At 35.8% G+C, this 18,540-nt stretch carries 19 protein-coding genes and 3 pseudogenes; 14 read left to right on the top strand and 8 right to left on the bottom strand.

Annotated features, from left to right (window positions below; translation table 11 throughout):
* Positions 1 to 32 precede the first annotated feature (32 nt).
* From QF028_RS20500 to QF028_RS20480, 5 genes are all read right to left on the bottom strand, one after another.
* On the bottom strand, positions 33 to 242 hold the full coding sequence (locus QF028_RS20500; RefSeq protein ID WP_088085981.1) for a YheE family protein: 210 nt from the start codon (positions 240 to 242) through the stop codon (positions 33 to 35).
* A gap of 82 nt (positions 243 to 324) precedes the next feature.
* On the bottom strand, positions 325 to 1,374 hold the full coding sequence (locus QF028_RS20495) for a YheC/YheD family protein (RefSeq protein ID WP_429468268.1): 1,050 nt from the start codon (positions 1,372 to 1,374) through the stop codon (positions 325 to 327).
* Positions 1,371 to 2,735 carry a YheC/YheD family protein gene (locus QF028_RS20490; protein WP_410882221.1) on the bottom strand — a complete coding sequence of 455 codons (1,365 nt, stop codon included), beginning with the start codon at positions 2,733 to 2,735 and terminating at the stop codon, positions 1,371 to 1,373. The genes QF028_RS20495 and QF028_RS20490 overlap by 4 nt, the downstream gene beginning before the upstream one ends.
* Positions 2,713 to 3,816, bottom strand: a complete 1,104-nt coding sequence (locus tag QF028_RS20485) for a YheC/YheD family protein (protein WP_429468265.1) — start codon at positions 3,814 to 3,816, stop codon at positions 2,713 to 2,715. Before QF028_RS20485 ends, QF028_RS20490 begins: the two co-directional genes overlap by 23 nt.
* A gap of 1 nt (position 3,817) precedes the next feature.
* Complete coding sequence (locus QF028_RS20480) at positions 3,818 to 5,197, bottom strand: YheC/YheD family protein (protein ID WP_429468262.1); 1,380 nt, start codon at positions 5,195 to 5,197, stop codon at positions 3,818 to 3,820.
* Positions 5,198 to 5,391: 194 nt separating this feature from the next.
* Between QF028_RS20480 and QF028_RS20475 the strand changes: the two genes are divergently transcribed.
* Positions 5,392 to 5,739, top strand: coding sequence for a YlbF family regulator (locus tag QF028_RS20475; RefSeq protein WP_214999884.1), 348 nt, complete (start codon positions 5,392 to 5,394; stop codon positions 5,737 to 5,739).
* A gap of 637 nt (positions 5,740 to 6,376) precedes the next feature.
* On the opposite strand, the gene QF028_RS20470 is transcribed toward QF028_RS20475, so the two are convergent.
* Positions 6,377 to 6,583, bottom strand: coding sequence for a hypothetical protein (locus QF028_RS20470; RefSeq protein WP_429468259.1), 207 nt, complete (start codon positions 6,581 to 6,583; stop codon positions 6,377 to 6,379).
* Between the two features lie 361 nt (positions 6,584 to 6,944).
* On the opposite strand from QF028_RS20470, the pseudogene QF028_RS20465 reads away from it, so the two are divergent.
* The 10 genes and pseudogenes from QF028_RS20465 to QF028_RS20420 all read left to right on the top strand — a co-directional run bounded on the left by QF028_RS20465 (position 6,945) and on the right by QF028_RS20420 (position 13,797).
* A pseudogene (locus QF028_RS20465) lies at positions 6,945 to 7,592 on the top strand (nitroreductase family protein).
* Between the two features lie 187 nt (positions 7,593 to 7,779).
* Positions 7,780 to 8,772: an LLM class flavin-dependent oxidoreductase gene (locus QF028_RS20460; protein WP_429468256.1), complete on the top strand. Its 993-nt coding sequence runs from the start codon at positions 7,780 to 7,782 to the stop codon at positions 8,770 to 8,772.
* A 20-nt stretch (positions 8,773 to 8,792) separates the two neighbouring features.
* Positions 8,793 to 9,035: a DUF896 domain-containing protein gene (locus tag QF028_RS20455; RefSeq protein WP_429468253.1), complete on the top strand. Its 243-nt coding sequence runs from the start codon at positions 8,793 to 8,795 to the stop codon at positions 9,033 to 9,035.
* Positions 9,032 to 9,511 (top strand): RrF2 family transcriptional regulator, encoded by a 480-nt coding sequence (locus QF028_RS20450; protein WP_429468250.1) that lies wholly within the window; start codon positions 9,032 to 9,034, stop codon positions 9,509 to 9,511. The genes QF028_RS20455 and QF028_RS20450 overlap by 4 nt, the downstream gene beginning before the upstream one ends.
* A gap of 138 nt (positions 9,512 to 9,649) precedes the next feature.
* Positions 9,650 to 9,856, top strand: coding sequence for a putative quinol monooxygenase (locus tag QF028_RS20445; protein ID WP_429468247.1), 207 nt, complete (start codon positions 9,650 to 9,652; stop codon positions 9,854 to 9,856).
* Between the two features lie 456 nt (positions 9,857 to 10,312).
* On the top strand, positions 10,313 to 10,654 hold the full coding sequence (ytxJ, locus tag QF028_RS20440) for a bacillithiol system redox-active protein YtxJ (protein WP_429468244.1): 342 nt from the start codon (positions 10,313 to 10,315) through the stop codon (positions 10,652 to 10,654).
* A 205-nt stretch (positions 10,655 to 10,859) separates the two neighbouring features.
* Entirely contained in the window at positions 10,860 to 11,408 is a 549-nt protein-coding gene (locus tag QF028_RS20435) for a pyridoxamine 5'-phosphate oxidase family protein (RefSeq protein WP_429468242.1), read from the top strand.
* 139 nt (positions 11,409 to 11,547) lie between these two features.
* Positions 11,548 to 12,078, top strand: coding sequence for a DinB family protein (locus QF028_RS20430; protein WP_429468240.1), 531 nt, complete (start codon positions 11,548 to 11,550; stop codon positions 12,076 to 12,078).
* Positions 12,079 to 12,607: 529 nt separating this feature from the next.
* Positions 12,608 to 12,877 (top strand): annotated as a pseudogene (locus QF028_RS20425) (HTH domain-containing protein); the annotation flags it as partial.
* 301 nt (positions 12,878 to 13,178) lie between these two features.
* A pseudogene (locus QF028_RS20420) lies at positions 13,179 to 13,797 on the top strand (recombinase family protein).
* A gap of 494 nt (positions 13,798 to 14,291) precedes the next feature.
* Here QF028_RS20420 and QF028_RS20415 read toward each other — a convergent pair.
* Positions 14,292 to 14,975: an NAD(P)H-dependent oxidoreductase gene (locus tag QF028_RS20415; protein ID WP_429468238.1), complete on the bottom strand. Its 684-nt coding sequence runs from the start codon at positions 14,973 to 14,975 to the stop codon at positions 14,292 to 14,294.
* Between the two features lie 282 nt (positions 14,976 to 15,257).
* Between QF028_RS20415 and QF028_RS20410 the strand changes: the two genes are divergently transcribed.
* The gene (locus QF028_RS20410; RefSeq protein ID WP_429468236.1) at positions 15,258 to 15,842 is read left to right on the top strand and encodes a TetR/AcrR family transcriptional regulator; all 585 of its coding nucleotides are present in this window, start codon (positions 15,258 to 15,260) and stop codon (positions 15,840 to 15,842) included.
* 281 nt (positions 15,843 to 16,123) lie between these two features.
* Here the strand turns inward: QF028_RS20410 and QF028_RS20405 are convergent, their stop codons facing one another.
* Positions 16,124 to 17,350 carry an IS110 family transposase gene (locus tag QF028_RS20405; RefSeq protein ID WP_429468234.1) on the bottom strand — a complete coding sequence of 409 codons (1,227 nt, stop codon included), beginning with the start codon at positions 17,348 to 17,350 and terminating at the stop codon, positions 16,124 to 16,126.
* Positions 17,351 to 17,724: 374 nt separating this feature from the next.
* Between QF028_RS20405 and QF028_RS20400 the strand changes: the two genes are divergently transcribed.
* Positions 17,725 to 18,018 (top strand): hypothetical protein, encoded by a 294-nt coding sequence (locus tag QF028_RS20400; RefSeq protein WP_429468232.1) that lies wholly within the window; start codon positions 17,725 to 17,727, stop codon positions 18,016 to 18,018.
* 27 nt (positions 18,019 to 18,045) lie between these two features.
* The gene (locus tag QF028_RS20395; protein ID WP_429468229.1) at positions 18,046 to 18,531 is read left to right on the top strand and encodes a Ger(x)C family spore germination C-terminal domain-containing protein; all 486 of its coding nucleotides are present in this window, start codon (positions 18,046 to 18,048) and stop codon (positions 18,529 to 18,531) included.
* Positions 18,532 to 18,540 lie beyond the last annotated feature (9 nt).

Below are 18,540 nucleotides of genomic sequence, written 5' to 3'. Positions count from 1 at the left end.
TTTTCATACACTTTAAAGATCCCGGCATTACATTATTCATAAACATGGTAAAGCATCAGCTCATGGATTTGGCTTGATAATGCCTCGATCTCATCTCGTTCAGGTACATTTGTTGTCCATTCTATATTCCCTGTTTGATGATAAATTCCTGTGACTCTTTGCTTTTTATGATAAAAGGAAAAATTCCATCCCGGAATATTTTTATTTTCAAATAATGGCTTGAATTGAAAGTGCATTAACATCGTGAAATCCCCCTTTTAATTTACTTACTATTAGCTTAACTTGTTTGGGAGATTTTTTAAATAGAATTTTCTGTCAATTTTTTCATCTGTTCTTATAATTTGAGAGTTGGAGGAATAAGCGGCAAAGTTGCTCAATTTTCTTTTCTTCTATTTCGTGTTCGTCAAAGCTCATGGGTTTGGAATTTACCTCGTAAATATAGTACTGACCCGTTTTACTTACACCAGCGTCGATGGAAAATTCACCAAAATAGCCAAATCGTTCAGATAATGCCCTTCCAATATAAGGGATAATTGTTTCAATAAATTGATCATGCTTTTCAGAATGCAAAAGTTCATAGGGCAAGAGCCTCCCACCAGAGGGTATATGAGTAGTAATTCCTTGTTCTTGTGATTGCCTAATCCCAATCCCAGTTAAAATGTACTTACCTTCATCTGCGTGGGCAAGAATACGAAAGTCAAAACGATTACCTTCGTATTCAGCTGATGTTATTTCCTCTTGGGCTAGGTAGTTTTTCTCAAGTAGCTCCTTGCCCCAGTTCTCCCAAAAATGATTAAAGGATTTATAAATTTCCTGAAGATAGATTCCTTCTAATTGAAGCTTGGAAGAACCCATCAACTTTAAGCGGAAAATCCCTTTTCCTTTTGATGATTGCGCAGGTTTTAAATATATGCTTATTTGCTTCTGCAGAAAAGTGATCAAGTCCTTTTTTTGCTGGATGAGGATTGTTTGCGGCAAAAAGGTTTGCAAATACGGATGGGTTTTAAGTAATTCATATAACTCAAATTTATCGATAAAACATGGATTGAAAAAAGGGATATTTTTCTCCTTTAAAATCGAAAAAAAACGTTGGTATTGCTCATTTTGTTCTGACTTTCGGAAAGGCACCCGATTATAAACCAGGTTTGGATAGGGAAATATTTCCTTAACCCAGTGATTTTTATCAGGTAAATAGGTATAGCCAGTAATAAGATCTGTATCTACATCTTCCGGAGTAAAGACAAAGCTTATTCCATCAAGTGAAATAAGCTTCTTTTGTAATGCTATAAATAGCGGGCCATTACCCGCAATAGAACCATTTGATTTTCTCGCTGACATAATGCCAATCAGTGGCCCTGCTTGATTGGCTTTCATGTGAATAACTCCTCTGGGTGTAATAATGATTGCTCGGTAAGAAAGACAGCAAACGCAATGGACAATTTACGTGTTAGCAAATCAAAATCTTTCAATTCGGGATGAGCAAAGATTGTTCTTCCAGGTTTTGAATTTGCTTCAAAGAGCCAAACATCTCCATTTCGGTCGATACCTAAATCAAAACCAATCTCACCAATAATGCCTTCTACATTCCTATCCAAAGAACTGCTTAAAAGAAGGGCGGCATGGGAGAGTCTTTCTTTATACAAAGTACGTTCATCCCCTGAGAATATTTCTTCGAGCGTTTTAACATTACCACCGCTTCTTGTATGAGTGGTCACGCTGCCAGGGCCTGCGATTTTCGCTGCAATGGCTGATACATGCCAATTTCCCAGATCATCTTTATTCGTGTGGACGCGAAAATCAATTGGTCTTGATTCGCTTCTAAGTAAATTAATGCCCTGCTGTACCAACATTTTTTCAAGTGATTGATTGGCGAATACGATACCCATCAATCGTTCTAAACTTGAAAATCTTCGCAAACGGTTTACACCACTTTCATCTTGGTAGCGGCAAAAATAATCATCGGTGTGCTTGTCATATATTATTTGGTGAACACCTAAACCAAGACTGCCATTTTTAGGTTTAATAAAAACATGGCCATGGGTAGAAAGCATAGTCTCGATTGAGGAGAAGGATGTAAATGGCAGTGTTTCTGGTAGGAAGCTTGCAACTATGTCATCATGAATAAGCCTTTCATGAATATCAAGCTTGTTAAAAAATCCAGGATTATACCAAGGAATAAGGTATTCCTTTTGCAAGCGGTCACGCACCTTAATTAATTTTGGGTTATTTTCACTTCTCCGATTGGGCAGCCGATCATAAATAACATTAGGAAAAGGCACTTCAACCGTCTCCCATGCATTATTTTGAAAAATGTACCCTTCTATGATTCCTTGGTCCCAATCAATATGCTGTTCTCCAAATACAAAAGGTAAAGCACCCACCATTTTATTAACGGATAGAAGTTTTGAAAAGAACAATGTTCTTTCACCAATAGGTTCCAAAGGTAGAGAGGTAAATCCCGCTGTGAAAATACCTACAAGTGGACCGATAATAAGACTATGGTTTTTGAAAAAGACATGAAGTGGAGTGTTGAAATTAGGAAAATGGAGTGCTTTTTGAATTTCTCTGCTTATCGAAACCCGGTCATTCTTATCAGGATGAGGGATAAAATCAACTTCTATGGATCTCGAACCAAAGGCAATCCTTGTGATCTCTTTATCTTTAAGAAATGATGGAGGACAGAAAACAACTAATTGATCATTTTGAGCAACTTCAATGAGATAATGTTTTCTCATAATAGCTCTTCCTTTCTTTTGACTCTATCAGGGTTAAGTGTTTCCCGTAAAGCAAAGGCGCTAGGTTCAGAGAATCTTTAAGGTCTGGTTGAGTTTGCAAGAGCACTTTTCGCCCTGGTTTCGAATTTACATCCAAAATCCAGATTGAACCATTTTTCGCTATGCCAATATCTACTCCGAGTTCAAATAATGGTAAAAATGCATTTTCAAGAAGAGGAGGAAGATTGGTGAGAATGTATGTTAATTCTTGATTAATATACTCCCTAGTAGCAGGTGGGAGAGTAGGTGACCAATCGGCAAAGGGGAGGACGGTCCCACCAGCACTTAAATTTGATAAAATACCCCCAGTATTTCCTCTACGAATCCCTCTTCCTAATTCGCCCCATTTCCCATCCATATTTTTTTGCAGTAGGACACGAATGTCGAAGGGCTGCAGTTGATTATTTGATAATTCAAGATAAGGTTGCAGTAAGTATTGACGATTGCAAATGAGCGATTGTAACCACTGGGTTAGCTTCGTTTCATTTGGGAAAATCCGTGAAATAATCTTCTTTTGTTTTTCAGTTTTAACATGAAAGGATTTTTCATTTTTTTTCAAATAGTAAATGCCATTCCCTTGCGATCCGTTAATGGGCTTTAATATTATCCTTTTCTTTGTTGTTAATTCATTTAATACGATGTTAGTATCGGAAACAGATTGAGTTACAGGTAAGTAAGCCGATAAAACTGTTTTTCTCAATTCTTCATAGAGTTCTAGTTTATTTGGCAGACCATATCCTAAAAAGGTTATGTCAGTTCTGGTCTTTAGCCAAGATACAATCGGAATGCATTGTTTGGAATGCTCATCATCACCGTAAAAACAACGGTCATAAATAATCGTTGGAATGTGAAATTCACTGTCGACCCAGGATTTTGTAGTTAAATTAAATTTTTCCCCTTTTACTTGAAGTGTCAGCGGATCTATTTTTGAAGGGATGAAGCGGTAGCATTCCATCCCACAGGATTCTGCAAGGTTCGCGATTTCGTTTATATAGGACTGTTCACTTTCCATGCTAACTGTCATTATTCCAAATGCAATCAATTTAATGATCCTCCTTTATAATTGTAGATTCAAATGCAAGCAACGTACAAAATTGGATGAGCGCCTTAGCAGACGGCCTAATTTTTCCTAACCCATCCTCAAAGTTTTTAGAAGGTTTAGAGTTTACTTCTATTATCCACAGCTGTCCCTCTTGATCGACCCCGATGTCGATCCCTAATTCTCCGGTTATCCCTGTTGAAGAACCACTAATAGTCGAAGCTGTTTCAAGCGCTAATTCCTTCATAAGTGCAAGCACTTCTATCGATTTTTTATGGCCGAGACAAGTGTGTAGAACATTTAAGGGTCTGAGAATTCTTCCTCCCCTAGCAATGTTGGAAACGAACTCATTTTCCGATGCTACCCTTGCCACAATCGAGGTAACTTGCCAATGGTTGTTTAGATTTTTGTGACACAAGACTCTAAAGTCCATGGCACAGGATTCAAAAGTAACTAACTCAATCCCCTGTTGAACAATATAAAAGCGATTATGGAGTATTTGCTTTATAAGTTGATGGACTTCATCTAAGAGATATTTATTTCTAGATCTATCATTAAGAGCAGCGATAGAGGTTTGTAAAGAGAATTGGCTATCCTCTTCCTTTTTCAATTTCATAATATTTCTGCCTTGACTGCCATGATCTGGCTTGATAAATACCGTTTCAAATTCTTGAGTAAGTTCATATAAGTGTTCTTTTGTATAAATTTTGGTTTTTGGTAAAAACGGAAAGAGATGTTTCTCGTGAAATATTTGATTATACACTTCCCATTTTGAAAGAAAGCGTTCATTAAAAAGTGGAATCAGTAAGGTTTCAAGTCTTTTACGAAAATGTTTGAATGGCTCAGAGTGTTCAAGTTTGCGGGAATGGATTCGGTTGTAAATAACATCTGGTAAAGGATGTTCGAAGGGACTCCATTTCCCATTTATAAGGTAATACCCACGATTTAAAAATTGATCATATGAAAAAACATAAAAAAAGCCGCCAGTCTCGGTAATTCCATGATGAAGCTCTTCGCAAAAAGCATGAATAGAACGAAAATGGGGTTCCCCTTCCTCATTTGAAGGGAAATCAGTTAAAAGTCCAATCACAGGCCCAAGCTCAAGTGTGAGTAAATCAGGCTGATAGATGGCCTGAAATTTATAGTCCTGAATGGGGAGACAAAAATCTTTTAAGATATTCTCGGGTATAACCATCATATTTGGGTCCATTTCAATCGTTTTGACTTTTGTATTTATCGTCTTGTGTCCTAATTTGATATTTAAGTCAAGGTTATGATTCACTAGTAAATTTGTAAACAATTGGTTGGACATTTGCACAAAGCAGTCATTTTTATTTTTTTGTTTCCTTGGTTTAATCGTAATTGGAGTTATTGGAAAAAACATAAGCATTCCTCAATTTCTACCTAGAGCTTATAGGCATTAGTTGATATAGTAATGTATGTAACATTAATCTAGATGGTGATATTAACATTCTCGCATTTAAGTGAATAGTTTGTTATAGTTGATTCGGAATAAAAAAGCGGAAGCGCCCGTTTAGCGGCGCTGGAGCTAGACATCATTAAAAAGGAGTGACACAAGTGGCAGTAAATTTATATGATTCCGCCTATGCGTTAGAAACAGCCATTCGTCAAAGTGCAGAATATACCCAACTACAGCAAGCTTATAAAGAGGTAAATGCTGATCCAGCAGCAAAACAGATGTTTGATAAGTTCCGTCAAATCCAAATGGACCTGCAACAGAAACAAATGATGGGGCAGGATATATCAGAACAAGAGGTCCAACAAGCACAATCAACCGTTGGACTCGTTCAGCAAAATGAAAAAATTGCTCGGCTTATGCAAGCGGAACAACGGATGAGCATGGTTATTGGGGAATTAAACAAAGTGATCATGAAGCCATTAGAAGACCTTTATGGAAAAATGTAAACTCAGTTAGAAAAGCCTTGGGAAAAGTGACCGAAGGCTCAGGTTGTCGAAAAACTTTCGATAGCCTTTTCTTTTATTCTCTTTCTTTAATAATTCACCGCGTTAATTTGTAATAATAATATATAGGATTTTCAACTAGTCTGTTGATTTGCGCTCCAGGCGCGTGCGGTTCGCGGGCGTGCCGGGGAGCCTCCTGTTGAACGATATAAGAACATTAAGCCGTTCATGACCGTTCAGGGATATAAGGCCACCCACCCTTCAGGTACGAACTTCCGAATTAGGAGCAATCAGTAAAATCTTCAATGGTAGGATTAAAGCCTTTTGAAAATCAATCTTCAAAGACAGAAGCTGAGTTCTTTAATGAATTTAAGCTAAGTATTGAGTTTAATGATGTCAGCAACACGGAAACTGTTATTGTGAAAACGTCGTTAGTTTATGTAAAGGGTTAAGGGTGGAAAATCAATGATGTTGAGTATATTGGGCAATTAACAGGAAGATGAAAGATGGGGATAAAGGCAATTAAAAGTAGTATTTAAGATTCTACAACTTTGAATCTGCTTTTCTTTCCTTTTTCAGTTAGAAAGATAAAAAATGCAATTATTCACGTTATAACCAAGGAGCCGTTTTATCGGCTCCTTTATTCGTCATCGAGTAAAGACAAAATGTTTTTAATTGCGGCTGCATTATCGCCTTTTCTGAACTTATCGATAAAATCAACATAAAGCAGTTCGAAAACCCTTTCTAATGTATATCCATGTTGTGGCTGTACTTCTTCCATATCGGCTAACAACACCTCACCGCGGAGTGCGAATTTTCTCCTCATCCGAAGCTGCAAGGTTTTCATTTCTTGGCGTACATCTTTATGGATATTTATCCCTCTCTTTTCTATGAATAGACAACAATTTAATTTGTTTGTTGTTTAGGCGATAAAACACCAAAACTGATGATTGAGAATAAATGAATTCTATTTTAGAATCGAGTATACAACATCCATTGGTTAAAAAAAAGATGTTGGATTCTACATTTTTAATTTTTGACAACTAGATGAGTAGGTCAATCTCTTCAAAAATAAGGGAAATATAATCCTACGATTTTGGAATGCTTATAAAGGCTAGCTTATCTAAAACTACTAAGAAGGAAGTGTTTGAATATGACACAAAGAGTGATAAAAAGACAAGAAATTCTTGATAGGAGGTAGTAAAAATATGAAAAAAGAAAATCGTACTGCAAATTTTTATGACGTGATTCGCGAACGTCTTCGGTTCGCTTTTATGAACCTTCAGTTAAGAACGATGATGAAGAAATTAAAGAGCTGCTTGAAGAGGCTATTCTTGCACCAAGTGGAACAAATCTAAATCCTTGGCGTTTTATGGTCTTTACAGATTCTACTCTTAAAGAGAAGCTACTTCCAATGGCTTCAGGACAACAACAAGTGTTTGATGCATCCGCAGTTATTGTGGTGTTAGGAGATATGAATGCTTATACAGTGGAGAACGCTGATAAAATCAATCAAAGAGCTGTAGATGCGGGGTATATGACAGAAGAAATTAAAGACAGAATCAACAACAGTGTACAGGGATATTATGGTTCTGTAAGTGAACAAGTAAAAAAAGAATGGCAAATGCTTGATGGTGGTCTAGTAGCCATGCAGCTCATGCTAGCTGCAAAGGCAAGAGGATACGATACAATACCTATGCTTGGCTACAGCCATTGAAGAATTTCGTAAGGAATTTAATGTCCCAGAAAACTTAGTTAACATCCTAATGATTGCTGTGGGTAAAGCAAGAGAACCAGGATTCCCAACAGTAAGATTAGGTGTTGATGAAGTAACTTACTGGAATGGAAAACTTTAATCATCGTTATTTCCATTGTATTTTACTATTGTAGGGCGACCATCGACAAAGAGGTTCCCCAAATACTAAAGGCACAATAAAAAGTAAAGAATCGGGAGAAACTTTTATTAAATCAATATTGAAATGAAAATACGCTCCAATTATGGATATTAAGTATCTATATTAACTACGAAAGAAGGTTTTTTTTATGAAATTAAGCGTTTTGGATCAAACTCCAGTTTCAAATGGGCAGGCTCCTCATGAAACTATACAAAATACTATCGAATTAGCTCAATTAGTAGATGGTTTAGGATATCAAAGAATATGGTATTCCGAACATCATGGATCTGCAAACTTAGCTAGTGCTTCACCTGAAATATTGATTGCCCATATTGCATCAGTGACAAACCAAATTCGTGTTGGTTCTGGTGGAATCATGCTGATGCATTACTCGCCATTAAAAATGGCAGAAATATTTAAAACATTAACGACATTATACCCTAATAGAATTGATTTCGGTGTAGGCCGTGCACCCGGTGGTGACCAATTTTCTACTCTTGCATTACATGAAGGAAAACAACCGAACCTGTTCAACCAGTACGATAAATTAGTAGAAACGATGATGTTTATGTCAGAAACGATGCCTGTTGACCATCTATATAATCGTACACTGGCAGCTCCATTGGGTGCTCCATTACCTGAAGTTTGGCTATTAGGATCTAGTGGCAGCAGCGCTGCACAAGCAGGACGATTCGGTATTGGATATTCGTTTGCTCAATTCATTAGTGGACAATTATCTGCCGAAACGTTGGAGTCTTATCGTACAAATTTCATTCAATCGGAGTTTATGCAAAACCCTCAAATTAATGTTGGTTATTTCGTGATGGTGGCAGAAACAGATGAAGAAGCTGAATATCATGCAGCTAGTTTAGATTTAAACTTATTATTTTTAGATAAAGGGATGCCTTTTCAAGTAGTATCTCCTGAGGAAGCATTAAAATATTCTTATACCGAAATGGATAAGATGCATATACAGAATAACCGTAAACGATTCTTAGTGGGGAGTGCAAAAGATGTTGCAAATACATTACGTGCACATGATGAAAATTTTGGTATTAATGAAGCTGTGATTGGGACAATCAGTCATAGTCATGAAGCAAGACTACAGTCTTATCGATTACTTGCACAAGAACTTTTATAAAAAGAAAGGCGGAGAAAGAAATGATTGAAATTTTAAATCGAATTAACATATTAGCTAAAAAACAAAAAGAAGATGGTTTAACTCAAACAGAATTAAAGGAGCGTCAAGAATTACGTCAAGAATATCTTCAAATTATTCGTGGACAAGTAAACAGCACAGTTTTAGGGTTAACAATATTAGACCCTTTAGGTAATGATGTTACACCTGAAAAATTGAAAAAAGAACAGAAAAAACAATCATTAAAAAAGAATGATGACGCATGAAAATGACGGCTGGCGTGGAACAAGCTGTATATGCTCTTTTGTTGCTTAATCGTTTACCTAAGCAGGCTATGTTATCAGGTGAATCATTAAGTCAACAACTACATGTTTCTCCAACTTATCTTCAAAAATTAATGAGAAAACTTGTACGAGCAGGGCTTGTTTCTTCAGTGCAGGGTGTAAAAGGAGGCTTTCGATTACAAGCTGTTCCTGAAAATATTCGAATATATGATGTGTATATTGCAGTAGAAGGCTTAGAATCTTTTTATCGTTCAAATGGCATCTTTCATACAATGTTTCAATTAAAAGAAAATACAACCTGTCTATTATCCGATGTAATGGAAGAAGCTGAATCTGCTTGGCAATCTATTTTAAAACGTACAACGATTGCTTTATTGCACCAGGCACTTAATAATACCTCGTCAAAGGAATCTCTTACTAAAATTGATTCTTGGTTAAATGAAAAAATTGTCTTATAAAATCATTCTCATTTTGCTGGTTAAGGGAAATGAAAATTGCTAAAACAATTCAACAATAGAAATAAAGGTCTGTTGAAATATATGTTTTAAATAAATAATTTTTAGGAGGGAATTTAATGTTTGTTAGAGTGGTAACTTTTGATTGTAAAGCAACAGCTTAGAGAAATGGGACGGCATGTGCTCGTACCTATCAACAAAGATGCAGGCTGTATTAGTGCATATTTCTTAGAGCCTAGCATTGAAAACGATAATCCTTCTTTTGGTGTAGTAAGCATTTGGCCAGATAAAGAAAACATGAGTCCTTTAATTGAAACATTAACGGATCGTCTATATTTGACTGTTTGAATGGTTGATATATTGATAATTTTACGAATAATGATCATGAAAAATATAAGACGTATAAATTAAAGGTGCAATACTAGTTTGTAAACGGGTCATAACTGGAATTACAGTCCAAATTATGACCCGTTTTTTCTTGTATCTAGGTCGTATCCCTAATCGTTACAAAAAATGTCATAGTTAGAATAGAAAATCAAACTCAGTGTATGTCGAAATTTGCTTAGCGTATATTCTCGTTAAAATGTGGGTGGGACCCCTCTTCCATATTTATCCTTCTCTTTTCTATGAATAGACAACAATTTAATTTGTTTGTTGTTTAGGCGATAAAACACCAAATAAAAAATGTCAGTCCAGTCAGTGTAGTGAAGAAGAAGCAGACTATTCAAGGAAATAAGATAACATGTTGTAGTTCGCTTTGTAACCATCGTATTAATTTTAGTTAATCATAGAGGAGGAATTTATATGTTGAATTGGAAAGAATTAACGGCACTCGAAGAATGGGAAGAGGTATTTAATCGTTCTGCTGAGAAACCGGCGGTGGTTCTGAAATATAGTACAACTTGTCCAGTAAGCTCGAGTGCAATGGAAGAATATGAGGAATACCTGGCAGATAAGCCAAATAGTGATGTTGATTACTACATGGTGAAAGTCATTGAATCGCGTCCAGTATCTAATCGGATTGAGGAAGATCTTGGCATCAAGCATGCCTCGCCACAAATAATATTTTTCAAAAATAAAAAATCTATTTGGAATACTTCGCATTGGTCGGCAACGAAAAAACATATGACAGCTGTATTGGATTAATCTTAGAAACCTTTAAAAATAAATAATTACAGAATATGGAGAAGTGTGAACTGAGTGGATATTTTACTAAATGGGCGGGATTGTAGTTTAGTGTTGCAGTATAAAATCAATTGTTTTATGTAACGCGCCCTATGAAGTTGATTTGTGAAGTAATGAAATACACACTTATAGTTATATCAAACCACTAAAAAAGGAAAAGATTACTATGTTTCCGATTCGCAATCAAAAACGCAATTGTACTGATACTGCTAAAATCCAGCACTTTCTAGAGCATGCCGATACTGGATTTCTAGGCTTATCTTCAGAAAACGTCCCATATGTCATTCCACTCAATTTTGTTTGGCTGAACGACGCCATCTATTTTCATGGGGCAGAAGAAGGAAGAAAAGTGACTTACATCGAGAAAAACCCTATGGCCTGCTTCACTGTAAGCTCGAATTATGGGACAATTACCAGTCCGATTCCTGCAAAAATGGATACAGCATATATGAGCGTTATAATCGAAGGATCCCTACTTCGAGTAACTGATATAAATGAGGCAACGGAAGCAATGCAGGTCATGCTGAATAAATATGTGCCAGGTTATTATGAACGATCGCTAGGGAAGAGTCATTTGGAACGATATGTTTCCCCTTTAGGTAGTAAAACCGCTATCTACAAGTTAAACGCAGATTCTCTTTCGGCTAAGGAGAAAGAAGTGATAATAGATCGTATGTTCTATGAGGGTAGGACCATTCATACCGATCGGGCGTAAGAGAGTTGAGGAATACAATTAAACTTTTGGCTAAATCATTTTTCAAGTAATAATTTAATGTTGAAAAGCAAACGTTTAATTTCTGTACCATAAATTGAATTTCAAATTGAGCATATAAAAATTTTTAGGAGGAATTGAAATGGAAAAAAATCTATTTGACCACTTAGCATTCAACAGAACTCAAACATTAAAAGCTATGGAGGGCGTAACGGAGGAGTTAGCAGATCGAATTCCTGCAAATTTCCGCAATAATATCCGTTGGCAACTAGGACACATCTATACTGCTACTGAAATATTGGCGTTTTTACAATTAAAGCTTCCTATGAATCTGCCGGAAGGGTTTATGGAGCGTTTTATAACCGGTACATCGCCACTGGACGATCTTGACAAGATGGTCCCAATGCCGACATTACCGGAGCTCGAGATCCTTTTAAAGGAACAGTATGAGCGAGTTCGCGAGGTACTGACTGGCCGCTTGGACGAAAGCACACCTGTTCTTACAACGTCAACGGGACTTGATTTGCATAGTCCAAAGGAATTACTCACTTATAATTTGTATCATGAAGGATTACATTTTGGAATCATCACAGCTTACAAAAAAGTGTTATCCCAGTTACAACCGAAAGTGAGAAAAACCTCTCTATGGGAGGTTATCGAAAGTGTTAGATAAATAGGAAAAGGTACAATCTCTTCTAAAATAGAAGTGGATTGTACCTTTTTCTTATGTGAGTGATTGTAATAAAATGAACTATTCTTCCAGCCAATTATAAAAAGGGATGTGAAAACGAATTTTCTTTTTGCACCGCACTTTCTTTATATTCCTGTTGAGTTAGTTCGTATATTCTTTTGCTTAGCTTTCTTGGTAATTTAATAGGAATCGTTGCTGGGTTCCAGTTCTCTCGTATTGCCTTACGAATAAACCCGTTAGGGTTTTTAACCTTTGTAGCCGATTGTTACATGGTCAGAAGAATTTCTAAGGTACGTTTGATTCCAACGACTGATAAGATATTTAAAATTTCATTGGTAGGGGAAGTTAATGTGACAGCTTGATAAGCTAATTTAATTAATTCGGATTCATTAGCATCCGATTTGATTTCATTATCTTGTTACCCTATAGAGTAGACACCTTAAAAAAGGTCTGCACTATAGGGTACTTTTATGTGTAATGAATAAAAAATGGGGAACTGGAGAAAAATCAAATTTCAAAAAAACACTTTACTGAAAAGGAGATGAGAAACCAATCCAATAATCCTTATGTCAAATCTGTAAGTTCAAAGGGAATTACGTATATAGATGAGTTTAAAAGGATTTTCATAGCTGAAAATGAGAATGGAAAATTACCACGGCAATTTTTTGAAGAAAATGGCTTTGATGTTGAAGTCCTTGGTATTGTCAGAGTAAATAGATCAGCTTCTAGGTGGCGTGCTGCTTATAATGAATCGGGAGTATTAGGACTTCCTGATATGCGTAAATACGTATGTGAATAATATCACCAGTTTAGAAATTATGAACTTTAAGTTCCTTGTTAAACGGGGGGGCAAGAGTTTAAGAAGTTCTGTAGCAACTCATCTTTTCATAGTGCTTTCAACAAATGAAATGTGATAAAGAAAATGTTTTAGAGTATGTAGCAGGGTTAACCCTGTTTTTTTCATTAATGAGAGACTATGTGTTTTTGATTTTGTATTATGATTGTTATTTTGCTTGTTCGTAAAAGTACACTCATATTGTAATAGAATAAGAGAAAAGAGAATCAAAATGAGGGAGATTAAAGTGGACGTTCGAAAATTTGGATACATACGAGTCAGCAGCAAAGATCAAAATGAATTACGACAACTTAAAGCAATAAAGGAAAAGGGATAGATGAACGCGATATCTTTATGGACAAACAAAGTGGGAAAGATTTCAAGAGAGTTCAATACCAATTACTCAAGCGTATCTTACGGAAAGGGGACGTACTCTATATTCATTCTCTTGATCGTTTTGGTCGGAACAAAGAAGAAATTCTACAAGAGTGGAATGATATTACGAAAAATATCCATGCCGACATTGTCGTGCTGGATATGCCATTATTAGATACCACCATATTTAAAGATAGTCTAGGTACCTTCATTGCCGATCTAGTTTTACAAATTCTTTCTGGATGGCAGAAGACGAACGCAATCGAATTCGGAAACGGCAGCGTGAAGGAATTGATGTGGCAATGAAAAATGGCATAGCTTTTGGCAGGCCGAAATCTATTATTACGGAAGAGTTTAAACAAGCTTATCATCGATGGAAAACGGGAGAGATGACAGCTGTGAAAGCGATGAAAGAAATAGCGATTAAAAAGACAACATTTTATAAGTTAGTTAAGGAGTACGAAAAAGAATTGAAAAGTACCAATATATAATAGAAGAAACTCGTCAAAAAAAGCCTTTGCTCAACGAAAGCAAAGGCTTTTATCATTTGAAATTGTTGAGCAATGTCCACACCAACAACTAGGTGTTTATCGGAAATTCTTTCAATTAGTTGATTTTGTTTGTCTTGCATTTTAAACTTCATAGTAGGGGTTCCTCCTAAGGTTTTGAGTTAGAGTGGTGTTTATACTCATATCTTACTGATTGCTCTTTTTTTATCAAAGTCAATAATTAACTCTCTACAGGAATGCTAACGGTGCAGGTTAGTTTAAGTACAATGTTTTATCTTTGTTTAACAATCGGGTCATTTAGTTTAAGAACGAAAAGAACTGTAGATTAATTTCTACAGTTCTCAATAAATGTCTAAAGACAATAAAATTTATACAAAAACAGACAAGAATCTTCAAGCTATACATCAGTATTAATGATCATTAAAAATAGCATCTGTTATTTTTAAAAAATTCTCTTTCCAACCTGTCTGAAATCATTAATTAATCCACTGCACAATATCCTTCATGTCTCTTCTTCCTCTAGGGAATAATTTAGAATCATTTGTTCGGTATCCAAATGCGACCATAGCCGAAACAGCTAAGTAACCATCCTCTAGTAAGTTTTCTTCCGCAAGGAGTTTTTCTACCTTATCGATATAAAACCCTTCTATTGGACAAGAGTCAATTCCAAGTAACGCTGCTACAGTCATCATATTGGCAAAGGGAAGAAAAGTTTGTCTTTTAGTCCAATCCAACGCTTTTTGCTCACTTTCTAACACATTTAGTTGGTTTACTTGGAAATTTCTTATACTCTCTATTACTTGATCAGACATTTCAGCTGGGAAACCCGTAACATTAAGCACTTGATTTTTTACATATTCTGAGTCGTACCTTGTATCCTTGCTTGTTCTTGAAAGAATGATAACGAAATGGCTCGCAGTTGGCAGATGACCTTGTGCGCCTGGAGAAATTTCTTTTAGCTTTTCTCTGAATTCCTGATTTTGGACAATGAGGAATTTCCAAGGTTCAAGACCACATGAGCTTGGCGAAAGTCGGGCTGCTTCTAAGATTACATTAAAGTCTTCCTCTGAGATTTTTTTTGTTGGATCAAAAGTTTTTATAGCACGTCTAAAATTAAACGCATCAAGAATTTCTTGTCTTTTTATCACTCTTTGTGTCATATACAAACACTTCCTTCTTAGTTGTTTTAGATAAGCTAGCCTTTATTCTCATTCCAAAAATCGTAGGATTAAATTTCCCTTATTTTTGAAGAGATTGACCTACTCATCCAGTTGTCAAATATTAAAATGTAGAATCCAACATCTTTTGTTTAAACAATGGATGTTGTATACTCGATTCTAAAATAGAATTCATTTATTCTCAATCATCAGTTTTGGTGTTTTATCGCCTATACAACAAACAAATTAAATTGTTGTCTATTCATAGAAAAGAGAGGGATAAATATGGAAGAGATGAAAGTAGATCCACGTATTATACGGACAAGAAAATTGTTAATGGATGCCTTTATAAAAATAGCTCAAAAAAAGGAGTTCAAAGACATTACAATAAAGGACATTACGGAGGAAGCAACCGTAAATCGTGCCACTTTTTATTCTCATTTTCAAGATAAATACGAATTAATGGATGCCTCCATTACAGAAGATATATTAGAAAGCATTGTGAAACACTTGAATCATTACGATAGGTTAAATGAAGAGACTATTGTAAAAATCTTTTTTACATTAACTAAGTTTCATACAAAAAAACGTACAGAATATAGCTCACAATGTAGAAGAAGTATGGAATCTTTTTATTCAATAATTGAACAAAAAATAAAAAAAGAACTGGGAGAATTATTTTATTCCCTATTTTTAAAACAACAACTTAACTTGGATTCGGAGGCCTTAAAAATTGGTACTACTGTGTTGAGTTGGGGAATTTACGGAGCATCGGTGGATTGGGAAAATAATAGTTCTCTTTCAGCAGAACAATATATAAAAAAAGCCTTACCTTTTATAGTGACGGAAATAAATAATTTTAAAGGATGATTATTGACCATTTTTTTTTCACAATATCCATTTATCTTACTAAGCGTTACTAAACAATCGGGCGCTTTTCTTTAATAAGAAGGCGTCATTTTCTAATCAATCAGATTCTGGAGCAATACATTTAAATTGGAGTTATAGAAGAGATTGTGAAGGATTTTACTTAAACTATCCTGAAAATAAAAACTGCAGTGGGGAATTTTAGGCAATACGAAACTAGACCCATTAAAATCCGTTAAAAAAAAGGATCTGGGCTCTTAATTTACAATGTATGTTGTCCTTCATTAGGCTATAGCTTCAACCGTTACTTTACAACCAAGGATCTCTAGTCGTTTAATAGATTGTTTGATCACTATTTCTTTTTTTCGTCGATCAAAGTAATCTGCACCTAACTCAACATAAAGTTGCCTTTTGTTTAACAAATGATAAACAATCGTTAAAATGGTATGTCCAACCGCAACTGCCGCACGTTTTTTTCCAATTCTTGCTGCCAAGCGCTGATATTGAGAAGAGAGATAAGTGTTTTTGGTTTTTGCCGCCGAATGTGCTGCTTCAACAAGTGCTGCTCGCAACTTTTTATTACCTTTTCTGGTTTTACCGGACTTTTTTTTCCCAGCACTTTCGTTATTACCTGGAACCATCCCAGCCCATGAACATAGATGGGCTGCTGTAGGAAATTGCTTCGCAATTTCTTTTCCTAGTCCTATTTCAGCCAAAAGTTGTTCCGCATGGCTTCTACCTATACCTGGAATTGAATCTAGTAATTCAATATCTTCTTCATATGGTTGCATGCGTTGTTGGACTTCTTCACTTAACATTTTGATTTGTTGATCCAAAAAGTCGATATGTGAAAGCTGAGTTTTTAACATCATCTTTTGATGGAGTCCGACGGATCCGAATAAGGCACGTTCCAAATCATCCTTTTTCTTTTTCATACTTCTTTTTGCCATTCCAGCTAATACTTGAGGATCATCGATCCCATTGATGAGTCCCTCAATCATTGATCGTCCGGACACACCCATAATGTCTGTTGCAACGGAGGAAAGTTTGATATTAGCACCTTCCAACACTTTCTGAATTCTACTTATTTCTCTTGCTCTTTCTTCAATAAGACTTCGGCGGTATCGAACAAGTTCCCGTAATTCCCTTTGATCTCGATTCGGAATGTAGCTGTGTTGAAGAAGACCATGACGAAGCAATTTTGCGATCCATTCTGCATCTTTAACGTCGGTTTTACGTCCTGGGACAGCCTTGATGTGAGCAGCGTTGACCACCATGGGTTGAATGTCTTCTAATTCGAGAAGGTTGTATATTGGTTTCCAATAAACACCGGTACTTTCCATAGCAGCGTGAGAACAGCATTTACTTTTAATCCAATCTATTAATTGAATCAGATCGTGTGTCATCGTACCAAATGTTTGAATCTCCTTTCCTTTTGGAGTAATGGCACAAGCGGTAATGCTCTTCTTGTGAATATCTAATCCACAACATCGTTCATTAACAACATCCATTATTATTTTCCTTTCTACGGGCTGAAGTAAATTAGGCTGGTGCAACAACCATATAAGATTAATCTATCCTGCGTGCTTCCCGTGAGGGAGCGACAATTTGTGGTGCACCTGGTCGTTAAAAATCAGTCTACCATGCGGGCTCGAGGCACCATAGTTGAACGACCTACCTTCGCCAGCCTATAAAAAGGATTGACAGGTACAATGAAAACTAGACGGGATTATGAACCATTTTCATTCATTTGATGGTGCCGCAGTGCGGCATGGTTGTCTACCATGAAAGTACAAAACATTGAAAATCTAAAAATGACAATCCTAAAGTAGACCCAGCAAATTCTATAAATGGACAATCACCAAAACCGATAGAAATAGGAAAGTTGAACCTTTTAATTTTTGGAAAAAATCTAGCTGAAAATGGGGTATCTTATTTTGTTAAAACAATTTGTAGGGATCCCTTGATTGGAAGCAATATGTTCATCGCTGTTTCAGAAGTTCCTGCCGGAGAATTATTAAAAAAAAGTAATGATAAAAATACTAAATACCTTTATCAATTAATTGAACAAAATTACAAAAACCAAAATACACCCATTCCTACATTACAAAGTTTTTTATTTGATTACTATGGGGAAGGACGGGACGCATCTATCCCTTATTTAAAGATAAATCAATAGGGGAATATTGAGGTAAGCGGGCTAGCATTGTTTAATAAAGACAGACTGGTACTTACCCTAAATCAAAAAGAAACCTTCGTATATAAAATACTAAGAGGGAGAGTTATTAGAGGGGAAACAGCATTTAATATACATAAAGGGCAGAAAGAGGACTTAGCGTTATTAACTACTTTATATGGTAAAAACAAAAGATCAATTTTAAATAAAGATACTGATTCAAAGGTGACATTTAACTTGACATTAAAGAGTATGGTGAAGGATTACCCAGACTGGCTAGATTTAAGAAAAAACAAGAATAACTTATTACTAAAAAAGCAATTGGAAAAACAAATGAAAAAGGATTTTGAAAAGCTATTTGTAAAACTTCAAGTTGACCCTTTAGGTATAGGTGATTTAGCAAGAGCGTATTCAAAAGAATGGAACGAAAGAGAGTTTTATGAAAAGGTGTACCCAACAATTGCATTCGATATAAATATAAAAATAGAACTCTTTCAAGCAGGGATTGGCGAATAAAAAGAATAG

The organism is Neobacillus sp. B4I6, assembly GCF_050434045.1.
GTDB lineage: Bacteria > Bacillota > Bacilli > Bacillales > Cytobacillaceae > Neobacillus.
This window is presented reverse-complemented; position numbering and strand designations above follow the sequence as displayed.